Origin of the sequence: Mesomycoplasma hyorhinis ATCC 17981 (assembly GCF_000383515.1) — a bacterium.
GTDB classification, from domain to species: domain Bacteria; phylum Bacillota_I; class Bacilli_A; order Mycoplasmatales; family Metamycoplasmataceae; genus Mesomycoplasma; species Mesomycoplasma hyorhinis.
The window spans coordinates 80,553-99,660 of the sequence record NZ_KB911485.1; the positions used below are offsets into that span (position 1 = coordinate 80,553).

The 19,108-nt window shown below is 29.7% G+C and carries 12 protein-coding genes and 2 rRNA genes; 6 read left to right on the forward strand and 8 right to left on the reverse strand.

Annotated elements, in window-relative coordinates; genetic code table 4:
* Nucleotides 1-3 precede the first annotated feature (3 nt).
* Nucleotides 4-981, forward strand: coding sequence for a bifunctional oligoribonuclease/PAP phosphatase NrnA (locus F801_RS0100385; protein ID WP_020104469.1), 978 nt, complete (start codon nucleotides 4-6; stop codon nucleotides 979-981).
* Nucleotides 968-1,933: a bifunctional oligoribonuclease/PAP phosphatase NrnA gene (locus F801_RS0100390; protein WP_013301847.1), complete on the forward strand. Its 966-nt coding sequence runs from the start codon at nucleotides 968-970 to the stop codon at nucleotides 1,931-1,933. Before F801_RS0100385 ends, F801_RS0100390 begins: the two co-directional genes overlap by 14 nt.
* Nucleotides 1,934-2,003: 70 nt before the next feature.
* Here F801_RS0100390 and F801_RS0100395 read toward each other — a convergent pair whose 3' ends face one another.
* A complete protein-coding gene (locus F801_RS0100395) occupies nucleotides 2,004-2,576 on the reverse strand; it encodes a hypothetical protein (RefSeq protein WP_015083970.1) in 573 nt (190 codons plus the stop codon).
* Between the two features lie 89 nt (nucleotides 2,577-2,665).
* Here F801_RS0100395 and F801_RS0100400 point away from each other — a divergent pair, with 89 nt between their 5' ends.
* Nucleotides 2,666-4,042: a dihydrolipoyl dehydrogenase gene (locus F801_RS0100400; RefSeq protein ID WP_020104470.1), complete on the forward strand. Its 1,377-nt coding sequence runs from the start codon at nucleotides 2,666-2,668 to the stop codon at nucleotides 4,040-4,042.
* Between the two features lie 65 nt (nucleotides 4,043-4,107).
* On the opposite strand, the gene F801_RS04195 is transcribed toward F801_RS0100400, so the two are convergent.
* From F801_RS04195 to F801_RS0100435, 7 genes are all read right to left on the reverse strand, one after another.
* Nucleotides 4,108-4,281 carry a DUF2188 domain-containing protein gene (locus tag F801_RS04195; RefSeq protein ID WP_014335318.1) on the reverse strand — a complete coding sequence of 58 codons (174 nt, stop codon included), beginning with the start codon at nucleotides 4,279-4,281 and terminating at the stop codon, nucleotides 4,108-4,110.
* Nucleotides 4,282-4,331: 50 nt separating this feature from the next.
* Entirely contained in the window at nucleotides 4,332-6,806 is a 2,475-nt protein-coding gene (locus tag F801_RS0100410) for a valine--tRNA ligase (protein WP_027332456.1), read from the reverse strand.
* Nucleotides 6,796-8,982: a hypothetical protein gene (locus F801_RS0100415; RefSeq protein ID WP_027332457.1), complete on the reverse strand. Its 2,187-nt coding sequence runs from the start codon at nucleotides 8,980-8,982 to the stop codon at nucleotides 6,796-6,798. The genes F801_RS0100410 and F801_RS0100415 overlap by 11 nt, the downstream gene beginning before the upstream one ends.
* A gap of 11 nt (nucleotides 8,983-8,993) precedes the next feature.
* Nucleotides 8,994-9,929 (reverse strand): ECF transporter S component, encoded by a 936-nt coding sequence (locus tag F801_RS0100420; protein ID WP_020104471.1) that lies wholly within the window; start codon nucleotides 9,927-9,929, stop codon nucleotides 8,994-8,996.
* A gap of 118 nt (nucleotides 9,930-10,047) precedes the next feature.
* Complete coding sequence (locus F801_RS0100425) at nucleotides 10,048-11,643, reverse strand: MATE family efflux transporter (RefSeq protein WP_020104472.1); 1,596 nt, start codon at nucleotides 11,641-11,643, stop codon at nucleotides 10,048-10,050.
* Between the two features lie 2 nt (nucleotides 11,644-11,645).
* Nucleotides 11,646-12,140 (reverse strand): transcription elongation factor GreA, encoded by a 495-nt coding sequence (gene greA, locus F801_RS0100430; protein ID WP_013302494.1) that lies wholly within the window; start codon nucleotides 12,138-12,140, stop codon nucleotides 11,646-11,648.
* A 53-nt stretch (nucleotides 12,141-12,193) separates the two neighbouring features.
* Nucleotides 12,194-12,850 carry a BC85_0335 family putative methyltransferase gene (locus tag F801_RS0100435; protein WP_013301853.1) on the reverse strand — a complete coding sequence of 219 codons (657 nt, stop codon included), beginning with the start codon at nucleotides 12,848-12,850 and terminating at the stop codon, nucleotides 12,194-12,196.
* A gap of 362 nt (nucleotides 12,851-13,212) precedes the next feature.
* On the opposite strand from F801_RS0100435, the gene F801_RS0100440 reads away from it, so the two are divergent.
* From F801_RS0100440 to F801_RS0100450, 3 genes are all read left to right on the forward strand, one after another.
* A 16S ribosomal RNA gene (locus F801_RS0100440) occupies nucleotides 13,213-14,737 on the forward strand.
* A 261-nt stretch (nucleotides 14,738-14,998) separates the two neighbouring features.
* Nucleotides 14,999-17,890, forward strand: a 23S ribosomal RNA gene (locus F801_RS0100445).
* Together the 16S and 23S rRNA genes form the textbook arrangement of a ribosomal RNA operon.
* A 169-nt stretch (nucleotides 17,891-18,059) precedes the next feature.
* Nucleotides 18,060-19,034 carry a YwaF family protein gene (locus F801_RS0100450; RefSeq protein ID WP_014335323.1) on the forward strand — a complete coding sequence of 325 codons (975 nt, stop codon included), beginning with the start codon at nucleotides 18,060-18,062 and terminating at the stop codon, nucleotides 19,032-19,034.
* Nucleotides 19,035-19,108 lie beyond the last annotated feature (74 nt).

The following is a 19,108-nucleotide window of genomic DNA, read 5'->3' on the forward strand; positions in this document are numbered from 1 at the left end:
AAAATGAAATTAGGAACACATAAAAAAATTGAAAACGCTATTATAGAACATGAAAATATCTTCATTTTTCATCATATCAGGCCTGATGGAGATTGTTTAGGTTCACAATTTGGTTTAGGTTTGGCTATTAGAAAAAGATTCAAGGATAAGAAAGTATTCTTCATCGGAAATGCATCAGGAGTATTAGAATTTATGAATTTTACATTCATTGATGAAGAAGAAATTGAAGAAAAATACTTTGAGAATTCACTAGCCATCATTGTTGATACAGCAGGTCCTGAAAGAGTCGAAAAAAGTTATTTATTAGCTGAAAATAAATTTAAATGTACTGCAAGAATTGATCATCATCCTGTTGTTTCTTCTTTTGAATTCAACCATATTTGAGTTGATTCTTCTTTTGTTGCAGCTGCTGAAATGATAGGTTATTTCTTGCTGAAAAATAAATGAGAAATTGATGAAGAGATAGCTTCATATGTATATTTAGGGCTTTACACAGATTCAAACAGATTTTTCTTTCCTTCTACAACAGCAAGAACTTTTTCAGTAGCTTCATTTTTGTTTAATTCTGGTTTTGATTTTAACAAAATCCACTTAGCACTTTCAAAAAGAGAAGAAAATGAAGTAGCTTTTTTAGCTTATGTTCTTTCTAACTATAAAAAAGAAGGAAAAGTTATTTATTTCCATGTGACACAAAAGATTCGAGAAAAATTTAATTTAACAAAAGAGCAAGCAACATCTGTTAATATGCTAGCAAATATCGGGGACAACAGAGTTTGGATTTTCTTTGTAGATGAAGAAAAATTAATTAGAGTAAGACTTCGTTCAAATGGTCCTGTTATTAATACTTTAGCAAGCAAATATCAAGGTGGAGGGCATGCATTAGCAGCTGGCGCAAATATAAGAAACAAAAAAGAAATTAAAAAATTAGTTCAAGAAGCAGTAGAGATAGCGGAAGAGTACGAAAAAAATGAAAATAGGTAATAAAAAGAAGACACTTGAACTAATTCAACAATTCGATTCTATTGTGATTTTTCACCATATTAGACCTGATGGAGATTGTTTAGGTTCACAATTTGGTTTAAAGGAATTAATCAAAATTAACTTTCCTAATAAAAAGGTTTTCGCTGTTGGAGATGCTAAAAAATCCTTCAATTTTCTTCATTTAGAGCATGATACAATACCTTCAAAAGATGTTTTAGAAGATTCGCTAGCAATAGTTGTTGATGCTAATTTTAAAGAAAGAATTGAGTTTGCAAATTTATTTAATGAAAACAAATTTAAAGCTATTTTAAGAATTGATCACCATCCAAACGATGATGATTTGAATTCAACATATAAATGAGTTGATTCTTCTTATATAGCAAGCGCTGAACAAATTGCTGATTTAGCAAAATATGCAAAATGAAAAATAAATCAAAGAGCAGCAAATTTAATTTATCTTGGAATCTATACAGATTCAGGAAGATTTTTATATTCAAATACTTCTGCCAGAACACTTAATTTAGCCTCATTACTTTGAAAAAACGGAACTGATACAAAATTAATTCATTCACATTTAACTGCAAAATCATTAAAAGAAATTGAGTTTGAAACTTATATTTATTCAAAAATTCAAAAGACAAAAAATGTAATTTATTTTGTTTTAAATCAAAAGGAATTACAAAAATTAAACAAAACATCTAATAGTGCTTCTAGACCAAATATTATTGGAAATATAGATGAATTTAGAATTTGACTTTCCTTTGTTCAAGAAGAAACTTTAAACTGAAGAGTGGAATTTAGATCTAATGGACCAGTAGTTAGAAATGTGGCAATCAAATGAAATGGTGGTGGTCACGAATTAGCTTCTGGTGCTATTATTTTTAATGAAGCTGACATAGAAAAAGTAGTTGAAGATTGTCAAAAAGAATACGAAAATTGAATTAAAAAATAAAAAACCCAAACAAAAAAGAAAATTTGTTCGGGAAATAAAATAAACTAAAGAATGAAATTAAACTTACACCCTATTGTTTATTACGTTCTCACTGTCTATAATTAAGTTGGTTGATATTGGAAAGTGTAGATTCTACTGATTCGACAAAATTAATAACAACTTCTTTATGTTTTTTTCTAAAAAATAAGGGAACTCCTTTTAAAAAACATCAAAAATCTTCTTTTAAATTATTTAATACAGTAGTTTCTTGTCTTATTGTTTGAAACATCGCTAAGTCATTTATTCCAATACTTGTATTAATTAAATTTAATGTCTCAACTAGTTCTGAAGTTTTTTCTTCATGCATATAATGTAAAGAATTTAAAAATTTCTTTATACGTTCTTGATTTATTTTTACTCTAATATAAACAATAAAAGCAAAAATATCTAAAATTAATGCAATTATAATTAAGGCATAATTTACGTTTCCCCATCCTTTAAATAAACCAACAAAAAATAAAATTCAAAAAAGTACAGAAGAAACAACTGTTCCAATCCAAACAAACAAAACCTTATCGACAGTTTTAAATTTTTTAATCGCTTCTTTAATAGTAGATAAATAAGAAGAGTAATCTTGTGTAATTACTTTAAAGTTATCATTCATAATGTTCTATTTTTTTTTTTTTTTTTGAATAAAAATTAAAATTAGCATTTTTTTCGATAAAGCAACGAAAAGAGTATAATAGCTATATTATGAATAAAGAGATTAAAAAATTTGATATTGCTGTTTTAGGAGCTGGTCCAGGTGGATATTCATTAGCACTTTTATTGGTTAAAAACAACAAAAAAGTAGTACTTTTTGAAAGACAAGATTTAGGTGGGACTTGTGTAAATGAAGGTTGCATTCCAACTAAAACCCTTATAAAATCAGCTAGAGTATTTGAAGAAGTAAAAAGAAGTTCACAATTTGGAGTTCATACTCATAAAGTGCACTTTAATTTTTTTGAAATTCAAGCAAGAAGAAAGAAAAATAAAGAAAAATTAAACAACGCAATACTAAATGGTTTAACTAATGCAGGTGTTGAAGTTGTTTTTGGTGAAGCTACAATTTTAGATCAAAACAATGCAAGAGTTAACAAAGAAGATTATACTTTTGACAAACTTATTCTATCTAGTGGTTCTTCTTCAAGAAAAATCAACATAGAAGGACAAGAACTAGTAGAAAATGAAGGAAGATTATTATATTCAACAGATCTTTTAAATATTAATAAAGCTCCTAAAAAACTAGTGATAATTGGTGCAGGTCCTATTTCATTAGAATTTGCTTATCTTTTCTCTGCTTTAGGGTCTGAAGTTTCAATTGTTGAATCAAGAGAATTTTTAGGTAACTTTGATACAAAATTACAATCAAATGTTAAAGAATATTTACAACAAAGAAATATTAAAATTTATGAAAATTCAAAAGTTGTTAAATTCACAGATGCAAACACAGTTTTAATAGAAAATGAAGAACAAATGACTTTAGGATTTTGTAGAGTTTTAATTGCAGTTGGAAGAGTTGCTAATACAGAATCCTTTAAAAATCTAAACTTAGAATTAAATCCAAATCAATCAGTTAAAGTTGATCACAGAAATAAAACTTCATTAGAAAATGTTTATGCAATTGGTGATGTAACTGGTTCAATGATGCTTTCTTCAATCGCATATAAACAAGGTGATATAGTTGCAAAAGAGATTTTAGAATTCGAAAATGAAGAAACTTTAGATGTTTCAACAACTCCATGAGCAATTTACTTAAATCAAGATGTTGCTGGTGTTGGTTTAAGTGATAAACAATTAGAAAGAGAAGGAGTTGATTTTGTTTCAGTTGAAATTCCTGCTTCTTCACTTCCAAGAGCTCATGCAGATAACTTAGAAAAACAATTTTCATTTTTAAAAATGAATGTAGAAAAATCAACAGGAAGAATTCTAGGTTGCTTTATGTTTTTAGAAGATGCTTCTAATTTAATTAATACTATTGCTTTGGCAGTTAAAAATAATTTAACAATCTTTGATTTACAAAAATCAACTTATACACATCCAACATTATCAGAAGCAATTTATTATCTTTCAAGAAGTTTTGTTTTTTAAAAAAATAAAATTATTTTTTAATAATTAAATCTAAAAAAAAAAAAAAATGGCTTTATGCCATTTTTTTATGCCTTTCTGTACTGTCCGTTAACTTGTTCCACCATAACACTTGTTGTTTTTTTTAAGCTTTTTGCATATTCAATTGCTTCTTTTTGTGTTGCAAAAGTTTTTGTAACTTTTTCTGCTTGTGGGTTTTTAACAGCTCATGCATTATTGTGTCTTACTACGTATTTTGTCATATTTTTTTCCTTTTTTATGCTATAAATTTTAAAACAAAAATTTATTTTTTTTATTTTTTCTTTGATAAATAATAATTTAATTTGTTTTTATAATCTTCTAATTTAGATTTTTCTAATTCAATTTTTTCTTTAGGTGCTTTTGCTAAGAAATTAGGATTTGACAAGATTGTAGAAGATCTTTGAACTTCGGATTCTAAATATTTAATTTCTTTTTCTATTCTTAATTGTTCTTCATTTTGTTTGGATTCTGAAAGATTTAAGAAAATTTCGAAATTATTGGTTTTTAAAATAGAAACATTATTTTCAAAGATTTCAGCAATTGCTAATTTATTGATTAAGTTCAATGAATCAGAATCTAAAGAATTATTTTTAATTCAATATTGTAATTTTTCTTTTTTAGAAATATTATGTTTTTCACGATATTTTCTAAGTTCAGAAACAATTTCAATAACTTTATCAATTTTTTCTGTGTTTTTATAATTTCTAAACATTAATCTTTTTTGCTCAAGTAGCTCTTCGTTAAAGATTTCTTTAAATAAATAATCAGTTAAAAATGGAATAAAAGGATGTAGAACAATTAAAACTTTTTTAAGAACCTTTCTTAAATGATATCCATTTTGATGTAATTTATTTAATTCAATATATCAAGATGAAAAATCTTCAAAAACAAACTCGTTTATAGATTTAGAAATTAATGAAAAATTATATTTATTCATATATTTGGAAATTGTTTTGTTTAAAACAGTTAATTTATTTAAGATTCATAAATCCACAAAATTTTGTTTTGTTTTTTTAGATTCTAAAGATTTAATATATTTTGCAATATTTCATAATTTGTTATTCAAACTTCAAGCAGCATTTAATTTTTCAATATTGAATTTAATGTCTTGTCCTGGAGTTGAATTAAAAATTAAAGTAGCTCTTAAAACATCGGAGCCATATTCTTCAATCACTTCCATTGGATCAATTCCATTACCTAAGGATTTGGACATTTTTTTACCATTCATATCACGAATTAAACCATGTAAAAGAACAGCATTGAAAGGTTTTTTCTTTGTGATTTCAAGTGCTAAAAAATACATTCTAGCTACTCAAAAGAAGATAATATCCCAACCTGTTACTAATAAATTTGTTGGATAATATTTTTTAACAATATCTAATTTTTGTGGCCAACCTAAAAATACAAAAGGTGTTAAACCTGAAGAAAATCAAGTATCTAAAACATCTTCGTCTTGAATTCAACCTGCACCAGGGTTTTGTTTTTGAACTTTAATTTCTTCATTTTTATATCAAACAGGAATTCTGTGTCCTCATCAAAGTTGACGGGAAATTGTTCAATCGTGAACATTTTCCATTCAAGAAATCATTGTTTTTCTAAATTTAGAAGGATAAAATAAAACTTTATCTTTTGAATTTAAATGCTCTAAAAGATTTTGTGCAAGTTTTTTCATTGAAATAAATCATTGTGGTTGAACAAGAATCTCAACAACTTCATCACTTCTTTGTGAAAATCCTACATTAGAAATAATGTTTTCTGTTTTTAAAAGTAGATCTTTTTCTTTTAGATAATTAGCAATTAAATCTCTAGCTTCAATTCTATCTTTGTTTTTAAATCCTTCAACTTGACTTGTTAGTTTTCCGTTGATATCGATACATTCAACAGCATTTAAATTATGTTTTTGCATAATATCAAAATCAGCCATACTATGTGAAGAAACTTTCATAACTCCAGAACCAAAATTGATATCTACATATTCATCTAAAATAATTGGAATTAGCTTGTTGGTAAAAGGATGAATAACTTTTTTGTTTGCATATTTTAAGTACCTTTTATCCTTTGGATTTATAGCTAAAGCAACATCACAAGAAATAGTTTCAATTCTAGTGGTAGCAACAGTTAAGAACTCATCGGAATTTTGGATAAAGTACTTTAAATAGTACATTTTTTGTTCAACTGGTTTGTTTATTACTTCAATATTTGAAAGAGCTGTTTTTAGTTTAACATCTCAATTAATTGCACGATTTGCTTTATAAATGAAGCCTTTTTTGTACAAAGTAACAAATACATCACTAACAGCTTCTTGTGCTTGTGGATCTAAAGTAAATCTTTCTTTTGTGTAATCAAAACCAAGACCTAATTTAAATCATTGTTCTTTGATATTTTGATAATATTCATCTTTTCATTCGAACACTTTTTCTAAAAATTTTTGTCTACCCAAATCTTCTTTTTTGATGTTTTGTTTAAGAAGTTTTTCTTCTACTTTTGCTTGAGTTGCAATTCCTGCATGATCTACTGCTGGAAGAAATAAAACATCATAACCTTTTAATTTTTTAAATCTGATGATTGTGTCCTGTAAATAACTATCTCAAGCATGACCAAGATGTAATTTTCCTGTTACATTTGGAGGAGGTAAAATTATTGAAAAAGGTTTTTTTGGATTTCTATTTGCAACAAAATATTTTTTATCAATCCATTTTTGGTTAATGTTCTTTTCGACAAATGAATGATTGTATTTATTTTCCATTTTTTTCCTTTAAATTTATATCTAATTTTGGTTTTTGAATTTTAATGTCACTGATAAAAATATCATCTTCTGCAATAGGATAATCGCCTTTTTCTAAAGTCTTTTGTAGATTTAAAATTGTTTGAGATTTTTCTTCTTGAATTTTATCAGATCACTCTTCTCAAATATTTTTTATTTTATTAAATCCACTGAATTCAACGTTTTGATAATAAAACTCATCATATTTTTTAGTCGGTAAATCTTTTAATAAATCAAGATCAAAATCATGATGATTAAAAAAGTAATTAGCAAAAGTGGTTTCAAATTCAGGTTTGTAATCATTGTTTACAAAAGATTCAATAATTTTATTTTTTTCTATAAACAAGAAATTGAGAAATTGTGGTTTTAAAAATTTGTTAGAAAAAATTATTAGAGATTGATTTTGTTTTTTAAATCTTAAAAAATGATCAATAAATGAATTGGGTTCAAAGTAGAAATTTGAAGTATTTAGGAAGTAAAATTCATAATGAAATCATTGAGAAATTGAGCATTCAAGATTAATTTTTTGTTCTTCGTTTAGTTCTTTGTATTTTTTAAATAAAACACCATGATTGAAATTATTTTTTTCACAAAAACTAATTATTTCTTTTTCTAAAATGAAATTATAAAAATATTTATTATTTAAAATGTTGTTTTTATGACTTGATTTAATTTCCCTGTTTTGAATATTTTCGAAAGTTTCTTTACAAAAAGAGTTAATGAATTCTAAGTCAGCAAAAGTATCAGTATGTTTTTTTACAAGTTCAAAAAGAATTTTTTTAATTCTTTTTAATTTGTCTTCATTTTCTTCTCTAATACTAGAATGAAGTTTGAAATTTTTAATTATTGAATCTTTAATTCAGTTTTGTGTAGATTTTTGTTCGTATAAAGAATTTAAGTAAGTTCAATAAGTGTGTGAATTTTGAAATTTTTCACGAATTTCTTCTTTTTGCTTTGCGATTTGATTTTCAAGTTCGCGTTTTTCTTTATTTTTGATTTTTCATTGCGAAAATTTATCAAGTAAATTAGCTAAAAAAGTTTTATAACTTCAATAACTTGTTTTGAAATTAACATTAAAACAACTTTTAACTCATCGAGTTTTATCGGATTTTGGATTGTCAACAATTTTTGCAAAATTAGTATGAAGTCAACTATATCAATAATCATAAAAAGTTATTAAATCAAAACTATTTTTTGAATTAAAAATAAACTTATATTTTCATAGTTTTAAAAACTTTTTATTTAAAATAAAATAAACTTTAATTAATTTATTTTTATCAAATCTTGCATCTTGAGATGCTTCTTTTATGTCACTAATTATTAGTTTTTTTAAGAAATAATAAATAGTATTTTTTTTCTTTAAAACCTTCTTTTTCTTTATTCATTTACTAATGAATCTGTATTTTAAAGCTTTTGATTCAAGTTCATTATCTAATTCATTATTATTAGGATTTTTGAGGATATTATTGTGTTTATAATGTTCTAAATAATAAATATCAACAACAGAATTAAGAGATACTAAATTTTTGTCTAATTTAGAAATAAAATTTAAATAAGGTTTTTCAAATTTGATTAAATCATCAATTTTTTCTTGATAATATTGAAAATAACTCGATTTAAATTGTCAAATAAGAATTCAGATTTTTTTAAGAACGTATAAGAAATTAGATTCAGAAAAAGAACTTTCATCAATTTCTTTATCCAATTTTTCTATTATTAAATTTAAAAGTTTGGAATAATTTTGTTGTTCAAAAAATGCTAGTTCAAAATTAATGTGCTTTTCTTGTAAGTATTTTTTTTCTAGAATGTATTTTTGTTTTAAACATTCAGAGTTAGTTTCTGCTGCAAATCTTTGTCTTAGAAAATTAAAAATAGAGTAATCTTTATACTTTTCAAAGTCATTTTTAGAAAGGAAATTGAAGTAAAATTTATTTTTATTTTTGAGATTATCAAGAATTTCTCCGTCGTTGAAAATGATTCCGTTATAGTTAACACTTTTAGTTAGAATTTGTTTAAATTTATTTCATAATTGTTCATCAGATGAATAAATTAAAGTATCTTCACCTTTTAAAAAGTTGAAAGTAAAATGATCAAAATTTTTATTGTTTATTTGAAAGAAAAATAAGCCAAGTTTTTGCAAGTCATCATTTGATTTCATAAACACCTAATTTAATATGAATAAAAACTTTTATTGTTAACCATTGGAATAATAATACTAGAAGTTAGATAGATTACACTTAAGTTTATTCATATTTTAATTGGAGAAGTTAAAAAATGGCTTATTAATGACGTTTCAAAGCTGTCTAAAACTCCTGATTGAACATCACCAAAAGCAATAATAATATTTCCTAAAGGTTCATGTAAAGCAGAAAAAGCTACAATTGGAGCCATTCTTAAATACATTTCATTTCTAATAAAAAATTTAAAAAACCTAGCAAACAATAAAAAGATAATCATTGAAGTAGAACCAAAAACAACAAGTAAAATTCCATAAAGTTTCTTGTTGATGAATTTATTTTTTTTGATTATTTCATCTGGAATAAAATAGATAGTAGTTGCAATACAAACTACAACAATAAAAATAATGATTGAGTTTGTGATTCAAGAAAAATTAAGTCAATGTTTATTGTATTTAAGAGCTTCAGTTTTCTTGATTTTTGTTTGTAAAAGTGAGATTTTTTGTTCAATCATTTTTCTTTTAGTTTCATCATTTTCAGAAATTAACTGAGCTTGTAAAACTTCAATTTTATCTTCGTGTCTTTTAATAATACTTGCATTAGCAAAAAATTTTTTCCCTTGCTTGATAAAAATTCAAAAGAAGATTCCTGGTATAAATCCAGTAACCCCTAAATAAAAAGTATAAAAAATTGAATAAAGAGAAGGAACAAACATAAAGGTAATTAAATCTGATAAAACTCCAGTTAAAAACCCAACAATTGGTCCAAAAATGAAGCCAGTCAGTTTAACAGGCAAACCAACAACAGAGTATTTAAATGTTGGTAAAATGGAAGGAGGAAAAATTCTAACACTAATAATTAGCATTATGACAGTAATAGAAACAAAAATTGAAATAAAAGCAATTGATTTATTACTTCACTTTTTCATGTTTTCCCTCCTTAGTATTTTTAAATTTTACTAAAAAAAGTTATCTCAAAGAATACAAAAAGAGTTTTTTTATCATTAATTGTCTTTTTGTTTCATTTTTCAAGATTTTTTAGTGTTTTTAAGCTGTTTTAGTAATGTTTTTAGCTCAGTCTATTTTATTATATAAAATCTCATAAACTGCGAATTTTACTACATCAGACAAGTAGAAAATTAAGAAGGAAATTGGGAAGTTAGCTTCTGGACTTATGTTGATGTTAGGAGTAATTAAAAATACAACAATAACTAATCAAATAGTTTGCATTACACCAAAAGCAAATTCTCAAGTTGAAGAAATATTAGATTTTCCACCTGCTGGAATTATTCTAATTGAAGTTAGCATTCACATTCACATTGGATTAAATACAATAATTACTCATCCACTGTAAAAGACTTGGTGTTTGAAGAAATTTGCAGCTAAAAATTGTTGATTAATTAGTTTATTTTTTAATTGAGTTGCATCAGGATAAGCTTTTGCAAATTTTTGAGCTCATTCACCAACAACCTGATCTTTTGTAACATCAGGTTGTAGTGTTTCTTGGATTCCGTGTTCTATTCCACGGGCAAAGGAATCAATATGTAAAATAGAAATATTATAAATAGCTAATAAAGCAGATAAAATGACGGCAAATAAAAATAAATACCCTTTTAAAACCTTGGCATTTCTTGTTGCTTCATCAATTTTATTTTGACCTAATAATCTACTTACAAAGATAGAAATATTTGCTTGAATTGAAGAAAATGAAGAAGTTAGAGCTTGGATAATTGTGTTTGTTATCCCTAATATTGTAATAACTCCAATGCCTCAAGCTGCTTTTCATTCACCAACTCCAATAGAACCTTGTGGAAAGCCTTGCGGTCAGATGAAAATACGAACAGAAGTTGCAATTGTCCCTCCTGTTGTGAGTAGAGCTCCAGTTATTCTTTTTGAAAACTGAACTCAAATAATTTTTGAAATCACAAAAGCTTTTCAAGGGATAAAAATAAAGTCTCTATTTTTGAAGAAAATGAAGACATATACAGTGATAAAAACAACTGCTCTTGCTATAACAGTAGCGATTGCAGAACCAACTGATCCTAATTTAGGAATTAAAATTAAGTTAAAAGTAATGTTGATTACTAAAGATAAAAATGTGAAAAACAGAGCACTTTTTAGTTGTTTCATTTCTCTTAAAATTAAGTTAGTTGAAAAGTTAAAAGAAATAATTAATCAAGATATAGCAATAACTCTTAAATATAAAGAAGCCTGGTTAAGTGTATCTTGATAATTGGGATTATTATCAGCTGACTGATTACCAGAGACAACCTTAATCATTGCTACGGGATTTGACCAAGCTGCAATACAAAAAAATAGTACAAAACTAATCGTTAAAATATATCGTAAATTGTTGATTTCTCTACATTTTTCTACGTTTCTACTACCAAAATATTGACCAAATAAAATAGCAGAAACAAAGTTAACTCCTAAAATAAAAGAAAAACTTATTCCTGTTCAAGCATTAGCAAGTCCAAGTGCTGTAATTCCATTTTTAACTCCAGTAACCATAAAGTTGTCAACAAAATTGTTTATTGAAATTAAAAATGAAGCTAAAACAATAGGAATTGTAACTTTTGATAACTGAATTAATTGATGTTTATCTGTAGGAAAAAAAGCTCTTATACTACGTAAAAAACTCATTGTTAACTAAAGTCATTGTTGATGCTTAAAATTTGTACTGAGTATTTTTCTGAAACATCAATCTCAACTTCTTCGCCTGCTTTTCTTCCAATTAAAGCTGAAGCTAAAGGAGAAAGGTTAGAGATTTTATTTTGAAAAGGATTAGCATCTAAAGAACCAACAATTTGTACATTATGACTTGTTTGGGTCTTTAAATTAAGGATAGAAACTTTTGAACCTATAGTAATTTCATCTGATTTTAATCCTGTATTTTCAATAAGTTTTGCTTTGGATAAAATAGATTCAATTTCTAAAATTCTAGCCTCAATAATTCCTTGTTTTTCTCTAGCTGCATCATATTCAGCGTTTTCTGAAAGATCACCTTGTTCTCTAGCAGATTTAATTTCATCAATTACTTTGTTTCTTTCAACATTAATGAGTTGGTTTAGTTCTTTTTTATAGGATTCTAAACTCTCTTTGGTTAAAAAAATTTCTTCTTTTTTATCTTTTAGATTCATATTAGTCCTTTCTCTTTAAATAATTGTGTATTTTTTTGCAAATTACAATTTTACTATTTTTTAATTATTAAAGAATAAAAATTTAAATCCACCTCATACTTAATAAAAGCAGATTTTAAGATTTTGATTAATTTAGTTTGTGATTTTTTGCTAATATTTCTAACAATCATTAATCCATCTTTTTTCAAATATTTAAAACACAAATCGAATGTTTCAACTATTTCTTTATCTTCAATACCATCGATTAAGTAAAAATCTTTTTCTTGACCAATTTTTTCAACAAAAGCAGTTTCTGGGGTTTGAAATTCCAAAAGTTGTTCTTGTTTTTTAAAATCCTGATTATCGATGTGGTTTTTAAAAATGAAGTTATTAGTTTTATTAATAATTGAAGAAAGAAAAAAACAAACACCAGCTTTTTCAAAAAAAACATTATTATTTAATTTATTTAACGAAATTGTATTAATGATAAATTCTAATTCTTCAATGACTCAATTGTTGTTGACATTAAACAATTTATCAATATAATCAGCTTCGATTTTAGCTTCAGGGATGACTAAACTCTTGTTTATGTTTTTTCTATTTTCTTCCATTACTTGTTTAACTATTTTATTTTTTTTCTTTTGAGATCAAACTAAAGCAGCAGCACCAATAGCTAATGAAACAAAAATTGAAGCAATTAAAAGTATTCTTAGCCAAGAAGGAATTTGCATTTTTTCCTTTCAATTTGTAAAGTAGAGTAAATTTTAAACTTTTTTTCTAATTTTTATCGTTTTTCTATATTATAAATATAAAGAAAAAACACAATTAAAAAAAATGAAAAAAATATTTGGAGATTTTTATTTTTTAGTTAAAATATTGTTTACCTACTTTTTACAGAGGAAAAAATATAAAAAACTGTAGGATTTTTCCAAAAGTTGAACTAAAAAAAAAAAAAAAAATATTTTGAAATAATTTTTTTTAGTGTATACTTATAGTTGCTCGTTAAAACCGAAGCAAGAGAAACGAAACTTAGATCTTTCAAAACTAGATACGAATCTAAAATTAAAACAAAACCAATTTATTAAACACGCAATTTTTTGAGAGTTTGATCCTAGCTCAGGATGAACGCTCGCTGTGTGCCTAATACATGCATGTTGAACGGGATGTAGCAATACATTCAGTAGCGAATGGGTGAGTAACACGTACCTAACCTACCTTTAAGACTGGGATAACTATTGGAAACAATAGCTAATACCGGATATAGTTATTTATCGCATGATGAGTAATAGAAAGGAGCTTCACAGCTTCACTTAAAAATGGGGGTGCGGAACATTAGTTAGTTGGTAGGGTAATGGCCTACCAAGACGATGATGTTTAGCCGGGCCGAGAGGCTGTACGGCCACACTGGGACTGAGATACGGCCCAGACTCCTACGGGAGGCAGCAGTAAGGAATTTTCCACAATGAGCGAAAGCTTGATGGAGCGACACAGCGTGCAGGATGAAGTTCTTCGGAATGTAAACTGCTGTTATAAGGGAAGAAAAAATAGAATAGGAAATGATTTTATCTTGACGGTACCTTATTAGAAAGCGACGGCAAACTATGTGCCAGCAGCCGCGGTAATACATAGGTCGCAAGCGTTATCCGGAATTATTGGGCGTAAAGCGTCCGTAGGTTTTTTGCTAAGTCTGGAGTTAAATGCTGAAGCTCAACTTCAGTCCGCTTTGGATACTGGCAAAATAGAATTATAAAGAGGTTAGCGGAATTCCTAGTGAAGCGGTGGAATGCGTAGATATTAGGAAGAACACCAATAGGCGAAGGCAGCTAACTGGTTATATATTGACACTAAGGGACGAAAGCGTGGGGAGCAAACAGGATTAGATACCCTGGTAGTCCACGCCGTAAACGATGATCATTAGTTGGTGGAATAATTTCACTAACGCAGCTAACGCGTTAAATGATCCGCCTGAGTAGTATGCTCGCAAGAGTGAAACTTAAAGGAATTGACGGGAACCCGCACAAGCGGTGGAGCATGTGGTTTAATTTGAAGATACGCGTAGAACCTTACCCACTCTTGACATCTTCTGCAAAGCTATAGAGATATAGTGGAGGTTAACAGAATGACAGATGGTGCATGGTTGTCGTCAGCTCGTGTCGTGAGATGTTAGGTTAAGTCCTGCAACGAGCGCAACCCTTTTCTTTAGTTACTAATATTAAGTTAAGGACTCTAGAGATACTGCCTGGGTAACCAGGAGGAAGGTGGGGACGACGTCAAATCATCATGCCTCTTACGAGTGGGGCAACACACGTGCTACAATGGTCGGTACAAAGAGAAGCAATATGGTGACATGGAGCAAATCTCAAAAAACCGATCTCAGTTCGGATTGAAGTCTGCAACTCGACTTCATGAAGTCGGAATCGCTAGTAATCGTAGATCAGCTACGCTACGGTGAATACGTTCTCGGGTTTTGTACACACCGCCCGTCACACCATGGGAGTTGGTAATGCCCAAAGTCGGTGAGTTAACTTCGGAGACCATTGCCTAAGGCAGGACTGATGACAGGGGTGAAGTCGTAACAAGGTATCCCTACGAGAACGTGGGGATGGAACACCTCCTTTCTACGGAGTACATTAGTCTTAATTGACTTATTACATAATCGATTCGTGTCTAGTTTTGAGAGCTTTAAGTTCTCAATTATAGTTCTTTGAAAACTGAATAGCAAATAACAATATGATTAACTTCATATTTATTATTTCAACGATCTTTTTTATAACCGAGTTTAATTTTTAAATTAAATTTCTAAAATAGATTACCAATATTAAAATACCTTAAGATATTTATCTTTAGCAATAATAGGCAATATTAAAGTTGTATTAACTTTTAAATTAAGTAAGAGTATTTGGTGGATGCCTTGGGTCTGAAAGTCGATGAAGGACGCGATTACCTGCGATAAGCTTCGTGGAGTTGGAAATAAACTATGATACGGAGATTTCCGAATGGGGTAACCTAACTGAGCAAACCTCAGTTGCATTTTGATGAATCCATAGTCAAATTAGCGAGACACGTTGCGAATTGAAACATCTTAGTAGCAACAGGAAAAGAAAATAAATAATGATTTCGTCAGTAGTGGCGAGCGAAAGCGAAAGAGCCCAAACCTGTAAAAAGGGGTTGTAGGACATCTTACATTGAGTTACAAAATTTTATGATAGTAGAAGAAGTTGGAAAGCTTCAACATAGAAGGTGATATTCCTGTATACGAAATCATAAAATCTCATAGATGTATCCTGAGTAGGGCGGGGCACGTGAAACCCTGTCTGAATCTGCCGGGACCACCCGGTAAGGCTAAATACTAATCAGACACCGATAGTGAACTAGTACCGTGAGGGAAAGGTGAAAAGAACCCCGAGAGGGGAGTGAAATAGATTCTGAAACCATTTACTTACAAGTAGTCAGAGCACGTTAAAGTGTGATGGCGTACATCTTGCAGTATGGGCCGGCGAGTTATGTTAATATGCAAGGTTAAGCAGAAAAAAGCGGAGCCGTAGGGAAACCGAGTCTGAATAGGGCGACTTTAGTATATTGGCATATACCCGAAACCAGGTGATCTATCCATGAGCAGGTTGAAGCTTAGGTAAAACTAAGTGGAGGACCGAACCGTAGTACGCTAAAAAGTGCCCGGATGACTTGTGGATAGCGGTGAAATTCCAATCGAACCTGGAGATAGCTGGTTCTCTTCGAAATAGCTTTAGGGCTAGCGTATAGTATTGTTTAATGGGGGTAGAGCACTGAATGTGGAATGGCGGCATCTAGCTGTACTGACTATAATCAAACTCCGAATACCATTAAAATTAAGCTATGCAGTCGGAACGTGGGTGATAACGTCCACGCTCGCGAGGGAAACAACCCAGATCGTCAGCTAAGGTCCCAAAATTGTGTTAAGTGAGAAAGGTTGTGAGATTTCATAAACAACTAGGAAGTTGGCTTAGAAGCAGCCACCTTTTAAAGAGTGCGTAATTGCTCACTAGTCAAGAGATCTTGCGCCAATAATGTAACGGGACTCAAACACAATACCGAAGCTACGGGCACATTATGTGCGTTAGGAGAGCGTTTTAATTTCGTTGAAGTCAGACCGTGAGGACTGGTGGAGAGATTAAAAGTGAGAATGCCGGCATGAGTAACGATTCGAAGTGAGAATCTTCGACGCCTATTGGGAAAGGTTTCCTGGGCAAGGTTCGTCCACCCAGGGTTAGTCAGGGCCTAAGATGAGGCAGAAATGCATAGTCGATGGACAACAGGTTAATATTCCTGTACTTGGTAAAAGAATGATGGAGTGACGAAAAAGGATAGTTCTACCACTTACTGGATTGTGGGGTAAGCAACAAGAGAGTTATATAGGCAAATCCGTATAGCATAATCTTGAGTTGTGATGCATAGTGAAGACTTCGGTCGAGTAACGAATTGAATGATTTCATGTTTCCAAGAAAAGCTTCTAGTGTTAATTTTTTATCAACCTGTACCGAGAACGAACACACGTTCCCAAGATGAGTATTCTAAGGCGAGCGAGAAAACCAATGTTAAGGAACTCTGCAAAATAACCCCGTAAGTTCGCGAGAAGGGGCGCCTATTTTTAATAGGCCACAGAAAATAGGGGGGGCAACTGTTTATCAAAAACACAGCTCTCTGCTAAGTTGTAAAACGACGTATAGAGGGTGAAGCCTGCCCAGTGCCCGAAGGTTAAACGGAGATGTTAGCTTACGCAAAGCATTAAAGTGAAGTCCGGGTGAACGGCGGCCGTAACTATAACGGTCCTAAGGTAGCGAAATTCCTTGTCAACTAATTATTGACCTGCACGAAAGGCGCAATGATCTCCCTACTGTCTCAACATTGGACTCGGTGAAATTATGGTACCAGTGAAAACGCTGGTTACCCGCATCAAGACGAAAAGACCCCGTGGAGCTTTACTATAACTTCGTATTGAAAATTGGTTTAGCATGTGTAGGATAGGTGGGAGACTTTGAAGCTGGGACGCTAGTTCTAGTGGAGTCAACCTTGAAATACCACCCTTGCTAAATTGATTTTCTAACCCGTTCCCCTTATCTGGGAAGGAGACAGTGCGTGGTGGGTAGTTTGACTGGGGCGGTCGCCTCCTAAAGAGTAACGGAGGCGTTCAAAGCTACACTCAATATGGTCAGAAACCATATGCAGAGCACAAAGGTAAAAGTGTGGTTGACTGCAAGACTTACAAGTCGAGCAGGTGCGAAAGCAGGACTTAGTGATCCGGCGGTACATTGTGGAATGGCCGTCGCTCAACGGATAAAAGCTACCCCGGGGATAACAGGCTAATCTTCCCCAAGAGATCACATCGACGGGAAGGTTTGGCACCTCGATGTCGGCTCATCGCATCCTGGAGCTGGAGTCGGTTCCAAGGGTTTGGCTGTTCGCCAATTAAAGCGGTACGTGAGCTGGGTTCAGAACGTCGTGAGACAGTTCGGTCCCTATCTGATGTGGGCGTTGGAATATTGATGAGAGCTGCTCTTAGTACGAGAGGACCGGAGTGGACGTACCGCTGGTGTTCCAGTTGTCTTGCCAAAGGCACAGCTGGGTAGCTAAGTACGGAAAAGATAACCGCTGAAAGCATCTAAGCGGGAAGCTTCCTCAAAGATGAGTATTCCTTATGAAATTCCTTGTAGACTACGAGGTTGATAGGTTGGAAGTGTAAGTGTAGTAATACATTCAGCTGACCAATACTAATATATTCAAAAATTTAAAATGTTAGTATTCTTAAGATATTTTAATACTAAATATTATTGCTATTCAGTTTTCAGAGAACTATCTTAAGGGCAAGAAATTGTCCTTTTTTTATTGTTGAAGTATAGAAAACAAATTGTTGTTAATAAAAATTAAATTTGTTTTATAATAAAACAAAAAAAGAAGGAAATTATGAATACAAATGCTTTTAATTGAAGAGGAAATCAAATTGATTTTGCAGATAGTAAGGTTGTATTTTTTCTAATAGTAGCAATTGCATTTTTGGTTTTATTTTTAATTTATATTTTAAGATTTAAAATTAGAAATTTTTACAATGATCACCCAATCATAATTAAATATTTATTTAAATTTGTAGCAATTGCGATTTTCTTATTTTCTTGAGTAAGTAGAGTTGTAGTTTTAGAAAGTTATGATTATATTTACAAATGAGAATACTTACCGCTGCATTTGTGTAGGTTGATGATGGTGGTTGTAGTTGTGGTTTTATTCTTTAATAAAATTGAGTATATTCGCTTTTTTGTTATTCCTTCATTTTTAGGTGCATTTTTAGCTCTATTATTTGCTGATATTTCAAGAACTAACGATACTATTTTAGATGATCTAGCATATAACAAAGGCTCAACAATAACTTGATCACGTCAAGGGATAGATTGAGGTTATGATTCTTATTTATTTTGAGAATATTTAATTACACACTTAATCGTTTTAATTTTTCCATTTTTACTACAAATGATGCAATCTAATAAATTTAGAATTACAAGCAAAGTAGTATTACAATCTGCATTTATTATCTTTGTTTGTGTAATTTTAATGTTTACACTTAATTGAACCTTTAGCGCAGTTAGTGAATCTACTCACAACATAAAATATCAAATTGCTTACAATGCAAACTGATTCTACTTTGGAAAAAAAGGTTTAGCAGTACTAGGAGTTATTTCACAATGACCATATCAACTCTTTAGTCTTAGCATTATTTTCTTTTTAGCCTTTTGAATAATTTGAATAATCACTATTTTTATCAAAAGCTTTGAATTTGAAGACAAAAAAATTAGATTACATAATTTCAAAACCACTTTTAAAGACAATTGAGAAAGATTTGATAATTTCTTCAATTTCAAACAAGGTTGTTTACACGAAATTGATTAATTAAAGTTATTTTTAATAAATTTACAAAAAAATATTTTATTAAAAAACCTAAAGAAAAAGCTTCTTTTTGCTTC